15 protein-coding genes, 1 tRNA gene and 1 pseudogene are annotated in these 14,946 nt (G+C 45.7%); 6 read left to right on the forward strand and 11 right to left on the reverse strand.

Going from position 1 to position 14,946, the window contains the following annotated elements; all coding sequences use genetic code 11:
- Positions 1–272: 272 nt before the first annotated feature.
- A pseudogene (locus ACR8BL_RS06735) lies at positions 273–665 on the reverse strand (phage holin family protein); the annotation flags it as partial.
- 446 nt (positions 666–1,111) lie between these two features.
- On the opposite strand from ACR8BL_RS06735, the gene ACR8BL_RS06740 reads away from it, so the two are divergent.
- Positions 1,112–1,708, forward strand: a complete 597-nt coding sequence (locus tag ACR8BL_RS06740) for a helix-turn-helix domain-containing protein (protein WP_145329283.1) — start codon at positions 1,112–1,114, stop codon at positions 1,706–1,708.
- Here the strand turns inward: ACR8BL_RS06740 and ACR8BL_RS06745 are convergent.
- A complete protein-coding gene (locus tag ACR8BL_RS06745) occupies positions 1,686–1,889 on the reverse strand; it encodes a hypothetical protein (RefSeq protein WP_434758335.1) in 204 nt (67 codons plus the stop codon). The genes ACR8BL_RS06740 and ACR8BL_RS06745 overlap by 23 nt on opposite strands.
- Between ACR8BL_RS06745 and ACR8BL_RS06750 the strand changes: the two genes are divergently transcribed.
- Positions 1,880–2,071, forward strand: coding sequence for a hypothetical protein (locus ACR8BL_RS06750; protein ID WP_434751886.1), 192 nt, complete (start codon positions 1,880–1,882; stop codon positions 2,069–2,071). The genes ACR8BL_RS06745 and ACR8BL_RS06750 overlap by 10 nt on opposite strands.
- Before the next feature lie 150 nt (positions 2,072–2,221).
- Here ACR8BL_RS06750 and ACR8BL_RS06755 read toward each other — a convergent pair.
- Positions 2,222–2,306: transfer RNA gene (locus ACR8BL_RS06755), tRNA-Leu, on the reverse strand.
- Positions 2,307–2,536: 230 nt separating this feature from the next.
- On the opposite strand from ACR8BL_RS06755, the gene ACR8BL_RS06760 reads away from it, so the two are divergent.
- On the forward strand, positions 2,537–2,863 hold the full coding sequence (locus tag ACR8BL_RS06760) for a Gfo/Idh/MocA family oxidoreductase (protein ID WP_434751887.1): 327 nt from the start codon (positions 2,537–2,539) through the stop codon (positions 2,861–2,863).
- A 44-nt stretch (positions 2,864–2,907) separates the two neighbouring features.
- Positions 2,908–3,528, forward strand: a complete 621-nt coding sequence (locus ACR8BL_RS06765; RefSeq protein ID WP_434751888.1) for a Gfo/Idh/MocA family protein — start codon at positions 2,908–2,910, stop codon at positions 3,526–3,528.
- 51 nt (positions 3,529–3,579) lie between these two features.
- Here ACR8BL_RS06765 and ACR8BL_RS06770 read toward each other — a convergent pair whose 3' ends face one another.
- The 4 genes from ACR8BL_RS06770 to ACR8BL_RS06785 all read right to left on the reverse strand — a co-directional run bounded on the left by ACR8BL_RS06770 (position 3,580) and on the right by ACR8BL_RS06785 (position 7,541).
- Entirely contained in the window at positions 3,580–5,205 is a 1,626-nt protein-coding gene (locus ACR8BL_RS06770; protein ID WP_434751889.1) for a sensor domain-containing diguanylate cyclase, read from the reverse strand.
- Between the two features lie 166 nt (positions 5,206–5,371).
- Positions 5,372–6,106 carry a spermidine synthase gene (locus ACR8BL_RS06775; RefSeq protein ID WP_434751890.1) on the reverse strand — a complete coding sequence of 245 codons (735 nt, stop codon included), beginning with the start codon at positions 6,104–6,106 and terminating at the stop codon, positions 5,372–5,374.
- A gap of 46 nt (positions 6,107–6,152) precedes the next feature.
- Positions 6,153–7,055, reverse strand: coding sequence for a LysR family transcriptional regulator (locus tag ACR8BL_RS06780; protein ID WP_434751891.1), 903 nt, complete (start codon positions 7,053–7,055; stop codon positions 6,153–6,155).
- A gap of 51 nt (positions 7,056–7,106) precedes the next feature.
- A complete protein-coding gene (locus ACR8BL_RS06785) occupies positions 7,107–7,541 on the reverse strand; it encodes a MerR family transcriptional regulator (RefSeq protein WP_434751892.1) in 435 nt (144 codons plus the stop codon).
- Positions 7,542–7,739: 198 nt separating this feature from the next.
- Here ACR8BL_RS06785 and ACR8BL_RS06790 point away from each other — a divergent pair, with 198 nt between their 5' ends.
- Entirely contained in the window at positions 7,740–8,594 is an 855-nt protein-coding gene (locus tag ACR8BL_RS06790) for an SDR family NAD(P)-dependent oxidoreductase (protein WP_434751893.1), read from the forward strand.
- 196 nt (positions 8,595–8,790) lie between these two features.
- Positions 8,791–9,954 carry an oxalate decarboxylase family bicupin gene (locus tag ACR8BL_RS06795; RefSeq protein WP_434751894.1) on the forward strand — a complete coding sequence of 388 codons (1,164 nt, stop codon included), beginning with the start codon at positions 8,791–8,793 and terminating at the stop codon, positions 9,952–9,954.
- Between the two features lie 162 nt (positions 9,955–10,116).
- Here the strand turns inward: ACR8BL_RS06795 and ACR8BL_RS06800 are convergent, their stop codons facing one another.
- The 4 genes from ACR8BL_RS06800 to ACR8BL_RS06815 all read right to left on the reverse strand — a co-directional run bounded on the left by ACR8BL_RS06800 (position 10,117) and on the right by ACR8BL_RS06815 (position 14,884).
- On the reverse strand, positions 10,117–10,899 hold the full coding sequence (locus tag ACR8BL_RS06800; protein WP_434751895.1) for a class I SAM-dependent methyltransferase: 783 nt from the start codon (positions 10,897–10,899) through the stop codon (positions 10,117–10,119).
- Between the two features lie 273 nt (positions 10,900–11,172).
- A complete protein-coding gene (locus tag ACR8BL_RS06805) occupies positions 11,173–13,143 on the reverse strand; it encodes a PTS fructose transporter subunit IIABC (protein WP_434751896.1) in 1,971 nt (656 codons plus the stop codon).
- Positions 13,144–13,223: 80 nt separating this feature from the next.
- The gene (gene pfkB, locus ACR8BL_RS06810; protein WP_434751897.1) at positions 13,224–14,135 is read right to left on the reverse strand and encodes a 1-phosphofructokinase; all 912 of its coding nucleotides are present in this window, start codon (positions 14,133–14,135) and stop codon (positions 13,224–13,226) included.
- Positions 14,136–14,137: 2 nt separating this feature from the next.
- Positions 14,138–14,884: a DeoR/GlpR family DNA-binding transcription regulator gene (locus tag ACR8BL_RS06815; RefSeq protein ID WP_434751898.1), complete on the reverse strand. Its 747-nt coding sequence runs from the start codon at positions 14,882–14,884 to the stop codon at positions 14,138–14,140.
- Between the last annotated feature and the right edge of the window lie 62 nt (positions 14,885–14,946).

Here is a 14,946-nt window from a genome sequence, read left to right on the forward strand (position 1 = left end):
TGCTATGTTTCGTGTATCCAAAATATATCATATCGCCGTCTATTACGAAAGGATGCTTGTATGCGTTTCCTGAACAATAGTAATGAAACGGACTAACCCTTCGTTGGTTCCGACTGCCGGTCAGAGGAGACTTCCCCATTCTCTGCCTTCTTCTCCTCGTCCTGAACAGTTTGAACATCTTCATTCGTTTGACTATCTTCTTTTACGGAAACCTCGCTGTCGGAAGTCTGCTGAGGTATAGTCCACTCCTTATCAAGCAGAATGTTCTGTTCCTCCTGTTTCTTGAGCACCATGATAGCCTGTCTGAGCTTGTCGGGTAATGGCAGTCCGATTTTGGCATAGTTCTCCGTTATCGAGATTAATTCATTCACCAAGTAAAAATAAATAGCCCCTCCCTTGATAATATCGGTTCCCATGATCAGATCAATGCGGTGAGCCAGCAGAACAACGGTTAGCATTAGCCCTTTACGCGCAAGTCCCCAGAAGCCAATATTGCTGTTCAATCCCGTTCCCGTTCTCACGGCGGCCGCCAAACCTGTAATATAATCAATAGCCATAGCGATAGCAAGCAAACTAAGCAGCTGATCCCACCCACCAAAAGCGAACGTTACAACCGCTCCCGAAATAGCAGTAACCGAACTCACCGCTGGACTCACGTTCCTCACCTCTCCCTTGTTAACCTGGTTTGAGTACCCTACAATATATGTAATAATGAGAGATTGTGACAGTTCAACTGCCTTGCTGAACAAGCGGATTTATTATTTCAGATTTGTGCACTTTTACGTCGGCCTGCCACGGATAGAAAAGTAAATATATCGGAGATTCCGAGGAAAAAACAGCATAATATCAGCAAAAATAACACAAAAGTTCTAAAGACCCACTTGTAGGTCTTTAGAACCAAATAATTTGTGATCCTGTACAATTCATTCCATCTTTTTTAGTGAATCATTGTAATCTAGGAATATACTAGGATGCGAATAACAAGAGGTCTAGTTCGTATTTCCCTCTTTAATGTAGAATGACGCACATGCGGTTTTGAAACCAGTAAATGCGGCACTTGAAAGTACCCCTTTATTTATTGTAGTATTTGGTTAAAAAAATCGGAGGAAATATGCCTAATCAACCAGAACAACATTCCATCCAGGCGTGGTCTCTGATCAACCGTAAATATTTGGGAAAAGGTGTCCGTGTTAAACGGTTCCGCAAACCGACACGCTGTCAAATCCGCAATCGCGTTCTTCTTGCCGTGCTGATGGCCAATGATATTAAATTGTCTCAGCTCGCTGAAGACCTCTCGATCTCCTCACGCAGTGTAAGCGCGTGGGTGTATGAAGGGCGAATACCCGGCAGTACCAATCTGGACAAGACTTGTCAGTTGCTTGGCTACCCGCGACATATTCTTTTTAATGAAGAGGTTGTGCGTAATAGTCCTGTGATCTGTCAGCCTGAGCCATCCCGCTTCATGAAGCGGACGGTAACCCGCTCTCCGGTGAGTAACCGTATTTTGACTGGCTTATGTATGGTCCATGATTTGTCGGTGACAGATGTCAGCCACTGGATCGGGGTTCATCCCGGCACTTTCCGCAAATGGCTGCATCAGGGAACGCTGCCTTCTGCCGCGTTTCAGGAACAAGCGGAACAATTTTTCCGCATCCCGAAGACCATTCTGTTCGCAGATGTCATTCTTAAAGATCGTCGTAATCACTAACATAGCGAACAGCCAAAAGGCTCTGCGCTCCCTGATCGGGGCCAGAGCCTTTTTTAGTTGCATACGTTTGGTTTATGCATATTTTACCTGCAAATACCACAAAATGAAACCGTACAGCGAGTGAGGAAAAATCGAACCGAGTCACATTCATCTTGGAAGCAGGTGAACGAAATGAAGTCATCGAAACATCTGGGGATTTCCCTCGGATTTCTTGCAGGAACAACCTTTGGCAGCGGGATCGCTTTTCTATTCCGTTTTGAACCCCTTCCGTTGATGCTCTGCGTCACCATGTGCGGTTTGGCTGGTATACTGTGCGGTTTGCTGACCATCACCATTTGGAACAGTCGTGTTCAGGAGGGTTAATATTATGTAAAGCCGTCCTGTAAAGTCCCTATGTTACAGGTAACGAAAAGCCGCCATGTTCTTCTCATCCCACTCTGGCTCAAAGAAAAGAGAAATGAAAAAAGGCTTGTACAGTGCCCACAAGGCAAGTACAAACCTTTTTCTCTTTGATGCGGTCGAGAGGACTCGAACCTCCACGGGGGGTTAGCCCACACGGACCTGAACCGTGCGCGTCTGCCAATTCCGCCACGACCGCATAATATGTATCTTCTCATCATCAATGAAAAGCATAACCGGTGAAACAATTCCTTGTTTTTCCGTAATTCAGAGTATACATGTTTCAAATTTATAATGCAACAACTTTTTCCATCCCGCCTTTAAGGACATATGTCCTTTTTTCCCAGCCCCCAACCACCTATGTTATAGAATAGAAATCCTCACAATGATAATGAATAACGTAACCAGGGACAGGAAGGAGCCTTTCATTTGCTGAATTCAAAACTATGCTTTATTGGAGCCGGATTCCATGCCTCCACGAATATTTACCCTGCAGCGATCGAGGCAGGTGCAAGCATCCAGGCGGTAGCCACACGGAATCTCGAACGTTCTCAGGCTGCTCTGCTGCAATTCGGCAGTTCAGGCCAAGCCTACGACCATGCCCGTCAGATGTTGAAGCAGGAAGCATGCGATGGAGTCGTCGTGGTTGCCCAGCCTGCGGATCAAACCAGACTTGTCCTGGACGCCATTGAGGCCGGTCACAACGTCTATGTGGACAAACCACTCGGTGGAGTGCAGAGGAAGCCACAAAGGTAGCGGAAGCAGCAGATCAGGCCGGTGTTATAGTCATGGTCGGTTTTATGAAACGCTATGCTCCGATCTATCAGAAACTCAAAGCAATCATTGATGAAGGAACACTCGGTAAAGTATGTTCGTTCCAGATGAAATTCGCCGTAGACAGCACTCCTTTTTGCGAAAATGAAGAACAGTTTATGAAGCTGGCCGCCATACATATGGTTGATCTGATGCGTTATCTGTTTGGGGAAGCCATACAAGTAACCGGAACCACCGTACGAGATGGAAAGTATATCAACCAGAGTATATCCCTCATTTTCGATCATGGTGTGACGGGCAGTGCTTATTTTACAGGTATGAGTGCATGGTCACGAGAGAGCGAGAGCGTGTTGGTTACCTTTGAACGCGGATTTGCACTAGCGGATGAAATTCTTAAACTTACGGTTCATGAGTCCCGCCAAGGAGATCAACTTCCATGGAAGTCTCTTGAGGAACACGATGCGGTATATACGCCTTCCGGCACTCCAACGTCCGGTGCATACAGGGATCTTTATTTGCGCGGTTTCGTAGGCGAAATGAAACACTTTATGGCCTGTTGTCATACCGGTACCGTTCCGCTCTCCAGTGCCCGCGATAATGTTGGCACCATGGCTTTATGTGACCGAATCTTGTCATCTTTCATTTGAAACAAACAGAAACAGACCCTGTTCATAAAGGTCTGTTTCTGTTCTTCTGTGCTACTCTTCTGCTTTTTCCACCGTCTGAATAACAACGGTCCGATTGCGTCCTTCTTCTTTTGCCAGATATAACGCATTATCCGCCAGATGGAACAATTCGGATTCCGACCGGGAATGCATCGGAAACTCTGCGATACCTGCTGATATCGTAACAGAACGATCCACAGCCAGAACACTTTCTTCAACGGAAATTCGAATGCGCTCGGCTGTCTCATATGCCATCTTCGAATCGTAATTCCGCAACAACACAACAAACTCTTCCCCGCCAAACCGGAAACAAATATCCTCAGTCCTTACAGACATCTGAATTAGCTTGGCAATCTGTCTTAACACCTCGTCTCCAGCAGAATGACCGTAGGTATCATTAATTAACTTAAAACGATCTATATCGAGAACAATGATCGCAAACAGATTCTCATCCTTAATCCATTCCTGGATCACCTCTTCAAAGGTTCTGCGGTTATTCAAACCAGTCAACATGTCGGTTCTTGCATCATATACCAGCTGATCTGTCTTGTTTCTAAAACTTGCCATTGCTCCAAGCATCGTTCGGGTAAGCAGATCTGCTTCCCTGTTCCAATGCGGTTTCACAACAGGTAGCTCTACCCGTCCTTTGTCCACTTGTTGCACGAGATCTGCCAAGAATACAAACGGCTGCACAAGCTTGCGAGAAACTCTTAGTACAATCAAGGTTAACAATATAAACGGCACCGCTATATAAAGCAGCAACAGACCAATCTGACGATTTAACTGATCATATACAACTTGGGTCGGAGATACGATAACAACTCCCCAGTTGGTTGCTGGAACTTTATAATACCCTGCAAGCGTATTAACCCCATCCAGATTCGTATATTGCTCTTGTCCTGTCTGATTTTTTAACAGTTTCTGAACCACTGTGTTTTCACTTACATCTTTTCCGATCCGGCTGACATTGGGATGAAAAAGCAAAGTACCCTTATGGTCAACAATAAAAAAGTACGTACCATTGCTGGTCTTCAGTTGACTTCCAAACAACAAATCGAGTATATTATTTTGCTGCAAATATATACTTCCACTAATCATGCCTTTGAATTTCCCCTCTGAATCAACAATTGGTTCACTGAGAAAAACAATTCTGCGCTTCGTTCGCGGAGTCAAATAGGCATCCGATATGTATGAGGTTCTTGATTTAATCGCTGCTTTGGCCGCCTCAGAGCTAACGTGTTTACCAACACTGACCTGAGAATAAGGTGACATCGACAGTACAAGCCCTGTCTTCTCAGCCAAAACTACGGAATTAAAATAATCGCTGCTATTATGGATCAAATCCAGCGTAGTATTAAGTTTCTCCTTGTCCTTGTAATCGACATCTTTAAAATACGCCGCACCGTACTTTAAACTTTTTTGCATCGATTCAAATAATGAGTTTAGCGTTTGACTCATCTGTACCGCACTTGCATAGTTAACGGTAAGTGTATTGTTAATAAGAGATTGTTTCTGGGTGGTATACGAAGTAATCACCATAATTGTAAGTGTCATCAGGACAGAAATCGTAACGAACCCACCAAGTAATGCAGTAAGACTGACCTTTTTGAATTTCTTGACTTTTCTGCATAATCTGGAACATCTTTTATTTGCAATCATGTTTTTTCCCCCGGATTTTCATAAAAAGGCATACCTGTACCATCATATAATAAAGTTGTTAAGAAACAATGAAGAGAACGAAGTATCTTAACATTTATTTATGGGATTGACGAATTCATGACAAAATTAATGCCTCTGGAAAAGATGCTAATCCCTCTTCGTTTGCTTACCCTTCAATGATATGGCCTTCTTCCAGATTTTCTTCTACAAAGCCTGCCATAAGCCGTACCTGAACATCAATCGGACGATGGCTGCCCATCAGAATACGATTCTGGACAACATTTGGCTCTGCCGGGAGCGCAAAAGCACGTATATAAGGAAACGCTGTTCCAAGCGTTGTATAGATTGCATTCACAAGTTTGTCGTTGCCTGAGCGTCCGAACACATTAAGCAGCACAGCCCCATTTTCATCCAGCTTGTCTTTCACCATGCTGAAAAAAGAACGGTTCGTAAACTGTTCCGGGGTTCCCGTTGCTGTAAATGCATCAATAACGATATAATCATATGTTCCAGCCTGCTCCCGTTCAAGCAGCTCTCGGCCATCACCAACCAACACCGATGAGCTTTTATATCCGAAAAAGTGCTGGCTTATTTCCACAACCTCCGCGTCCAGTTCTGCCACCTTGACTTGTCGATCTGACAGATAAGAAGGAATTGTACCAATGCCCTGCCCCACCACGAATGCACGATTGAAATGCGGATCATTTTGTTCCATCAGATGTAACATAGCCCGCGGGTACTCCAGTACAATTCTAGAAGGCTCTTCCAGATCCATTGCACCTTGAACCGCATCATTCGAAAACTGTAACACACGGAAGTGCCCCTTCTCCCCATAAAGCCTCTTGGTCTCATATACAGTCAACTCATGCTGTTCACTTTTATTCCGGTATAATACTCTCAACTTCCTGCTCCCTTCGGATAAGTACATTGAACCTGTAAAATCATTTTTACAGGCCAATGGCCTCGTGTAATGCCTGTACATAAGCAACGCCGAGATTGGAAAGTGACGTACTTTTATGACTAATCCACCCTACATTAATCGATTCCTCACATTCGAGCGGAACCGGTATGATCTCGTTGCCGTTCAGATCGGCGCTAAGCACCCCTGTCGAGATGGTATACCCGTTCAGACCAATAAGTAGATTAAATAACGTTGCCCGGTCGTTTACCTGAATGCTTTTGGGATGTGATAGTGTACTTAGAATCTCTTCGGAAAAATGAAACGAATTATACTCTCCTTGGTCAAAGGACAGGTATGGATAATCTTGAAGCTGCTCGATGGCCACAGACTCCTGCTTGGCGAGCGGATTGTTTACACTGATGAAGATATGGGGTTTCGCTGTAAACAGGCTTGTAAACACAAGACCCGCATCCTTCAACAATTTGTTGATGACTTTGGCGTTGAACTCATTCAGATAGAGAATGCCAATCTCACTGCGAAGACTTTTCACATCCTGAATGATCTCATACGTTTTGGTCTCGCGCAGGGCCAGTTCATATTCATCCTGACCATACTGCTGAACAAGCCGTACGAATGCATTCACTGCAAATGCGTAGTGCTGGGTGGATACCGAAAAATGCTGCGGAGACGGCTTGGCATTCAGATACCGATTCTCCAACAGTTCAGCCTGCTCCACGACCTGACGTGCATAACTTAGGAACTCCACCCCTTCTTTAGAGAGGGTAATTCCTTTATTTGTACGTTCAAAAATGGTAATGCGAAGCGTCTTCTCCAGATCACGAATCGCGTTAGATAAGCTGGGCTGAGAGATAAAAAGCCGTTTGGCAGCTTCGTTCATCGAGCCGTGCGTGGCAACCTCTATAACGTATTTAAGCTGTTGTAATGTCATGACGTATCCCCTTTTTTCTCATCCATGGTAAACCGCACAGGTCACATTCCCTCATGAAAATGTATTCCTTTTGGTTAGTCCCGTCAGCAAATGCTCTCCTGTAATCGGAAAATCTTCAGGAAACATGCTGCGCTTTTCAAGCTTCTCCTGAATAAAATCCACGACCTGTTGCATGGAGGCAATCTGTTCCTCTACCTTTTTCTGATAATTAATCAGCATCTCCCGTTCCTCCGGGAAATCGTTCAAATCCGATTCCAGTGACATCCTCAGAAATGGCTTCATTTCCTCCAGAGACATACCTGTTTTCTTCATACATGTGATCAGACTCATCGTCTGAATATCCTGCTCGGAATAGACCCGATGGCTACTGGCTTTACGCTCCGCGCGGGGAAGCAAACCAATCTTCTCATAATAACGAATGGTATCTTTGGATAATCCCGACCGTTCTGATGTCTCGTGAATGGAGAACATGGTTTGAACACTCATCCTTATCCCTCCCGTATATATAGCTCTCTCTATCATATAACTTGGAGCTGGCTCCAAGTCAAGCCAAAAATCTCCCCCTTGACTTGGAGCCAGCTCCAAATTGTAGAATGACCTCTCCTGCAGGTTAATCGGCAAAATCAACTGATCTATTCAGGCATACCGATTGATTCTGACAATACATGAAACCATTTGGAGGTTATGATGATGAATCACACTAACTCGCTTCGCACAGCCTTAATTACAGGCTCTACCTCAGGAATTGGTCTGGAGCTTACACGAAAACTTCTAACGGAACAATGGCAGATCATCGGCCTTAATCGCTCCCCCTTTCCTGTAGATGATGCCGAAATCCAGGCTGCGTTACGCTCGGGTCAGTTAATATCTGTTCAGGCTAATCTGACGAATTATGCCAGCCTTCGTTCTGCACTTGAGCAGGTTCGTTTACAGACGAATGCAATCGACGTCCTGTTCAACAATGCGGGAGGCAGCGCATCCACCCTTCAATATTCGGATCAGGGGCATGAGTTGCACTTTGAGCTTCAAACTGTGGTTCCTTATATCATTTACCAGGAGCTATATGATCTGATTCGCCACGGGCGGTTGAAAACGGTGGTGAACACCTCCACAACTGCTTTTGGCATGATGAGAACGTTCGATCTCAACATGCTGGAACGACCCGCCTCGTTTAAGAAGCTGTTTGGCCCGTACGCAGCATCCAAGCTCGCCCTCTCATTGTGGACTCAAGAGGCTGCTCCCACTGCCATGGCAGATGGTATTCGGCTTCTTAGTGTAGATCCGGGCGGTAACAATACGCTGAAAAGGGATAAGGCATCCGGTTTGCCCTTCTATATCAGACCCGTGATGAAACTTTTTTTTGCTCATCCGAGTCGTGGCGCATCCCTGCTTCATAACGCAGCCATCGGGAAAGTGCGACATGAATCCGGTACGTTTCTTGTTAACAATAAGGCAACTCGCCTTCGTTTTAAGGAGCAGGGCGCTGCTGTACTTCAACGGGTACATGAAATCTACGAGCATAATTATCTGAGTACCTAATATCATTCTTGAAATTTACCGATCTTGATCCTGAAGAGGTCTTATTCCAGACTTGACCGAATGTGGTCGAGTCTTTTGTTTTTTTGATTCTTTTTTATCTTTGTCCTTCATATTTTCCAAGCCTGCTTTCATAGGTGTAAGCATGGTGAGAAAGCCGTATGACTTGTAACGCGGCGGATCGGAAGGAGACATCGTGATGAGTAAAGAAAAACAACCCAGTGCTCAACCATTCATCATCCCACAGCCCATTCGCAGTGACGGTGCAGGAGGGCCCGATTATGGACCACGGGATGTGCTGAGAGATAGACAGAATCCTGATATGCTCGTTCCCCCTAAGACGGATAACGGCTTGTTACCTAACCTCAGAATGTCATTCTCGGACACCCATATGCAACTTAACCACGGTGGTTGGTCACGGGAGATTACGGTACGTGATCTGCCTGTCGCCACTACGCTTGCGGGAGTGAATATGAGCCTGACCCCAGGCGGCGTCCGTGAACTGCATTGGCATCAGCAATCCGAATGGGCCTATATGATCTGGGGAACGGCCCGGATCACCTCTGTTGATCAGAACGGGCGAAATTTCATCGCAAATGTTGGACCGGGTGATCTTTGGTTTTTCCCAAAAGGACTACCTCATTCGATCCAAGGTCTGGAGAACGGGTGCGAATTTTTATTAATATTTGATGATGGCAGTTTCTCTGACCTGAACACATTATCAATCTCTGACTGGTTTGCTCATACCCCGCCTGAGGTATTATCCCTGAATTTTGGCGTTCCTGAATCGGCCTTTCAGTCGATGCCCAAGGAGCAGGTTTATATTTTTCAGGACAATGTGCCTGGTTCACTGGAGAGCCAGAAGATCCAGTCTCCCTACGGAACGGTCCCTCTCCCGTTTACCTATCGTTTGCTTGCACAGGAGCCCTTGATTACACCCGGAGGCAGTGTACGCATCGTAGATTCCACCAACTTTCCCATCTCCACCACTGTCGCTGCAGCCCTTGTTGAGATCAAACCCGGAGCGATGCGAGAACTGCACTGGCACCCGAATGCAGACGAATGGCAATACTATTTGACGGGTAAAGGCAGGATGACCGTTTTTGGTGGCAATGGTAACGCACGCACCTTTGATTACCGGGCTGGAGATGTGGGGTATGTTCCCGTAGCCATGGGACATTATATACAAAATACCGGTAAAGACACGTTATGGTTTTTGGAAATCTTCCGAAGTGACCGTTTTGAGGACGTCTCTCTTAATCAGTGGATGGCTCTAACGCCGCGTGATCTGGTACGAGACAACCTGAATGCTCCACCCGAGTTGCTGGATGCATTGCGTAAAGTGAAGTGGCCTGTCGTGTAAATTAGCCTAAACCTGTATCTTTCCCACCTGAGTAACTCGTTTTACAACAGGAATACGACCTTCATATTATGAAAATAAGGCAGGCTTACCTTCGAAAAGGTACGTCTGCCTTTATTAATATATTCGTTTAATCGCACAGTGACTCACAGACTCAATTCACTCTTACCGCTTCAGTGCCTGAATATAAACACTTTCTCCTTCAAAGCTTAGAAGCCCTCCCTGCTCTGTCTCAGCCACTTTAAAATAATGTCGCGCTTCTTCCTTTGCATGCAACAACTTGGCTTCAAGCTCAAGACGAGCCTCTCCACAGAGGGACGCACGCCTGCACCAATCATCAAAATTAAATTTTTTCGCAAAAGAGACCAGTGTCTCGACCCGGTAACCGGTTTGCTCCAATAGTCCGATCCATTCCGTTTTGCCCCATGCCCGAACATGACTAGGGTCCCGCTGTTTCTCTATTCCGTTATAGAAGCGATCAAGCTCATCCTTCTCAGGGGCTACATTGTCAATAAACAATAAGCAGCCACCTGGTTTGGTCACGCGGTAGGCCTCGGAAGCAAAAGAGGACACAGCTGGAAAATGGTGCGCTGCGATTCGGCAGGTCACCAGATCAAAGCTATTGTCCGGAAAAGGAATATGCTCCGCATCTCCCGTTACAAAGTCTACATTTTCATGACCATTGCCTCGAATAAAACGTGCGGCCACCTCTAACATTCCCTCCGTCAGATCGAGGGCTGTCACGCTTCCGACGAGCGGAGCAAGCGCATTCGCAACATGCCCTCCTCCGGTTGCAATATCCAGCACACTCATATGTTCAGCCGCCTGAGATGATGCAACGAGAAGAGCAAGATCCTCGCCTTGTGCATGAATCTCACTTGTGACATAATGCTCCGCATTGTGAGAAAATTGCTTCTGTACCTGACTTTTGATCTGATCGTTCTCCATGATGACTCCTCCTCTTTCTTTTGAAACCATTTAGGACCTCTATCTTCGATACTTTGCATCAAAACTCAAAAAACAAACTTTATGTTCCATCTGATGAAACTATGTTTCATTTACCTTGATTCATCATAACATACTCCTCTATACAAACGAAACAAACAACGAACATAAAAAAAGCATCCCTCCATGAATTTATTCATTGGAGAGATGCTTTGGATCGACCATCGTAACACATTAGTGTAATACGATAACTCGAACTAACATTAACCTGTTTTATTATTTAACGAGCGTAGGTGACTTCTTCCACAATCCCAGAATTAGACCTGAGATCACAGAGCCAATAACAACTGCGAGCAGGAACAGCAGAGTGTGGTTAGCGAGAAGTGCTACAAAGACACCACCGTGCGGAGCGGGAACATTAATGCTCCACAGCTGAGTAAGTCCACCTGCTACCGCAGAACCAATAATACAGGAGGTCAATACACGAAGCGGGTCAGCCGCTGCAAATGGAATTGCACCTTCTGTAATAAATGACAGACCAAGCACATAGTTTGTCAAACCGGATTTGCGTTCTTGTTCCGTAAATTTGGACTTGAAGAACGTTGTTGCCAGGGCAATCGCCAGGGGAGGAGCCATACCGCCTGCCATAACTGCTGCCATCCAAGCACCGTCTGTGTTTCCGCTGGATGTAAATACACCAATAGCAAAAGTATAAGCCGCTTTGTTAAACGGACCGCCCATATCAATCGCCATCATACCGCCGAGCAGCAAACCAAGCAATACTTTGTTACCTGTACCCAGATTACCGAGTGCATCTACAAGCCATGTATTCAGAGCACCGAAAACCGGATCAAAAATGTAATAAGCAATCGTACCAACGATCAGCAAACCAAGTACCGGATAGATCAGGATTGGTTTCAAGCCGTCAATCGCTTTTGGCAGACCTTTCAACACTTTACGCAGACCAATAACAACATAACCCGCAAGGAAACCGGCAGCTAAACCACCAAGGAAACCTGCATTGGAGTTTACAGCCATCAAACCACCAACCATACCAGGCATCAGGGCCGGACGATCACCGATACTCATTGCAATAAATCCGGCAAGTATAGGAATCAGGAAATGAAACGCACCTGTTCCTCCACCAATGGTTTGCAGCAATTGTACGATCGGATTTTGAGGACTTGCAAGTTGTTCAAACAAGAATGAGATCGCGAGCAGGATACCACCGCCGACAACAAATGGCAGCATGTGTGAAATCCCGTTCATCAAATCTTTGTAAATTTTGCTTCCCACGCTCATCTTGCTATCGCTTGCACCTTCATCCTTCGCATTCCCACCTTGACTGCGATAGATTGGTGCATCTCCATTAACCGCTTTGCGGATCAGTTCTTCGGATTTGCGGATTCCATCACTTACTGGTCTTTGCAGAACCGGTTTGCCATCAAATCGAGCCATCTCGACATTTTTGTCAGCAGCAATGATAACCCCTTTAGCACGAGCAATCTCATCCTTAGTAAGCACATTCTGTGCTCCTTCGGAACCATTGGTTTCAACACGGATGTTGATGCCCATTTCCTGCGCTTTTTTCTTCAAGGCATCCTCGGCCATAAACGTATGAGCAATACCTGTCGGACAAGCTGTAACAGCGACAACAAAGTCTTCGGTATTCGCATTGCCAACAATGACACCCGAGTTGTTTTTTACGTTGTTAGTAATATTTTTAGTCGAAGAGGCTTGTGCTGCTTTCTCCGCTTTTGCTTTCTCTTTCGCCGCTTCCTTCTCCGCAGCTTCCGCCTGTTTTGCATCAAACAAAGCGCTCACTTCTTGTGGCGTATTGGTGTTCATCAGCTCAGCAATGAAATCGCTGTCAACCAACAACCTTGAAAGAGCCGCTAATGTGCGGAGATGTGTATTACCTGCACCTTCTGGAGCTGCAATCATGAAAAAGAGTTGAGCAGGCTGGTCATCCAGTGCTTCAAAGTCCAAACCTTGTTTACTTTTCGCAAAAATAACTGTCGGTTCATTCACCGCTTTGGTTTTGGCATGTGGCATGGCAATTCCGCCACCGATGCCTGTGCTGGACTCCGCTTCTCTTTTGTAAATCATTTCCTTAAACAGTGCCGGATCATTAATCCGTCCACTTTGGTTAAGGCTGGCAATCAACTCGTCAATGGCCTCGTCTTTTGTTGTTGCTTGCAGATCCATGATCATCGTTTCCTGGATCATTAAGTCAGTGATTTTCATCTTGAAACACTCCCTTGAGTTCGTCGGCCTGCACATGGCAGGCCTTACATCAGTTCTTCACTTTACTATATTCTTGCCATTTAAAGCGTTGTAATCGTAACCTGATTACGCAATTCTTCTATAAACTCACGAGTAGCAAGGTCATCGGAGAAAGCAGTCGCACTGCCGGAAGCTACCCCGGTGCGGAATGCCTCCAGCAAGTCTGCCTGCAGCACGTATGTACCTACAAATCCACCGATCATGGAATCGCCGGCACCAACTGAATTTTTCACCGTGCCCTTAGGTACGGTTGCGTGATAAACATTCGTCTCTGTGATGAACAATGCTCCTTCTCCAGCCATAGAGATCAGTACATGTTTGGCACCCGCTTCGAGCAATTTACGTCCGTAAGATACGAGTTCCTCGCGTGTCTCAATGGTTACGCCAAACAATTCGGCCAACTCATGATGGTTCGGTTTCACCAGCAATGGCTGATGAACGAGCGCTTCCATCAGTGCGGGTCCTGTTGTATCAATGACAAACTCGGCTTCTGTCTGCTTGCATACTTGAATGAGACGATCATAAAAATCAGAACCGAGTGATGGCGGAACACTGCCAGAGAGAATGACAATATCTCCTTTTTTCAGAGAAGACAGTTTATTCAGCAGTTGCTCTGCCTCTTCTGCACGAATCGCTGGTCCGAGACCGTTAATTTCGGTTTCATCCCCATGCTTCAGCTTAATGTTAATGCGAGTATCATCTGCAATGGTAACAAAGTCCGTTTGAATCTTGTCTTCCTGCAACTTGTCGTTAATGAAACGTCCCGTGAAGCCGCCCAAAAATCCGATAGCCGTATTGGCCGCTCCGAGCTGATTCAGAATCCGTGAAACGTTAATACCTTTGCCGCCAGGTAGTTTCAAATCCCGATTCATGCGGTTTAGTCCGCCAAGTTTTAGATCGTCCACTTCGACGATGTAATCAATGGACGGGTTGAGTGTTATCGTATATATCATCGCTATCCCTCAATTATTTTAGTTTTCTGGGTGATTACCGTCCGCCAATGTTCTGGCATTCGCTCCGTAATCAGATCTGCCTCCTCCAAATCAAACAATTTGGCAAAAGTAATATCCCCCATTTTGCTGGAATCAGCCAGCACATAAGATTTTCCCGACAATTGATGTGCTCGCCTCTTAATCAAGGCTTCCTCCGGATCAGGTGTTGTATACCCCATTTCAGGGTCCACTCCGTTACTTCCCAGAAAACACTTGTCAAACCGGAAATTGTCCATGTTTTGCAGCGCGATGCTGCCGATCACTGCTTTGGTATGAGTTTTCATCATGCCGCCCAGCAAGTAACTCCGAATTTGTTTGCTTACCAGTGCCTCCACATGGGAGAGTCCATTGGTGACCACCGTTACATCCCTGGCTTCAATGAAAGGGATCATAGCCAGTGTTGTTGTGCCAGCATCCAGGTAAATACACTCACCATTCTGGATTTCCTGTGCTGCCAACCGGGCAATCACTGTTTTCTGTTGAATGTTTTTGAACGTTTTTTCCTCCATACCTGGCTCTAAAGATTTTTCATTCACCAGTGAGGCACCACCATGAATACGTTTGAGCATCTGACGGCTTTCCAGATCAATCAAATCTCTTCTAATCGTGGATTCAGAAACACCCAGCACATCAACAAGCTCTTGCAACTTCACAATTCCCTGTAAATGTAAGCGCTCTACAATTGCAGCATATCGTTCTTCAGTCAGCATATGCATTCCTCCAACTGCTTCTATAGTATCATAAATTCCGTAAAAAACAATCATTTTCATTC

The organism is Paenibacillus amylolyticus, assembly GCF_051136285.1.
GTDB lineage: Bacteria > Bacillota > Bacilli > Paenibacillales > Paenibacillaceae > Paenibacillus > Paenibacillus amylolyticus_F.

Excerpts from the sequence above, each read along its gene's own strand:
- ACR8BL_RS06745 (WP_434758335.1), bottom strand. The coding sequence starts at position 1,889 with ATGACTTCATTTCGTTCACCTGCTTCCAAGATGAATGTGACTCGGTTC.
- ACR8BL_RS06765 (WP_434751888.1), top strand. The coding sequence starts at position 2,908 with ATGAAACGCTATGCTCCGATCTATCAGAAACTCAAAGCAATCATTGAT.
- ACR8BL_RS06770 (WP_434751889.1), bottom strand. The coding sequence starts at position 5,205 with ATGATTGCAAATAAAAGATGTTCCAGATTATGCAGAAAAGTCAAGAAA.
- ACR8BL_RS06795 (WP_434751894.1), top strand. The coding sequence starts at position 8,791 with ATGAGTAAAGAAAAACAACCCAGTGCTCAACCATTCATCATCCCACAG.
- ACR8BL_RS06815 (WP_434751898.1), bottom strand. The coding sequence starts at position 14,884 with ATGCTGACTGAAGAACGATATGCTGCAATTGTAGAGCGCTTACATTTA.
- ACR8BL_RS06785 (WP_434751892.1), bottom strand. The coding sequence starts at position 7,541 with ATGAGTGTTCAAACCATGTTCTCCATTCACGAGACATCAGAACGGTCG.
- ACR8BL_RS06790 (WP_434751893.1), top strand. The coding sequence starts at position 7,740 with ATGATGATGAATCACACTAACTCGCTTCGCACAGCCTTAATTACAGGC.
- ACR8BL_RS06780 (WP_434751891.1), bottom strand. The coding sequence starts at position 7,055 with ATGACATTACAACAGCTTAAATACGTTATAGAGGTTGCCACGCACGGC.
- ACR8BL_RS06750 (WP_434751886.1), top strand. The coding sequence starts at position 1,880 with ATGAAGTCATCGAAACATCTGGGGATTTCCCTCGGATTTCTTGCAGGA.
- ACR8BL_RS06740 (WP_145329283.1), top strand. The coding sequence starts at position 1,112 with ATGCCTAATCAACCAGAACAACATTCCATCCAGGCGTGGTCTCTGATC.
- pfkB (WP_434751897.1), bottom strand. The coding sequence starts at position 14,135 with ATGATATATACGATAACACTCAACCCGTCCATTGATTACATCGTCGAA.
- ACR8BL_RS06805 (WP_434751896.1), bottom strand. The coding sequence starts at position 13,143 with ATGAAAATCACTGACTTAATGATCCAGGAAACGATGATCATGGATCTG.
- ACR8BL_RS06800 (WP_434751895.1), bottom strand. The coding sequence starts at position 10,899 with ATGGAGAACGATCAGATCAAAAGTCAGGTACAGAAGCAATTTTCTCAC.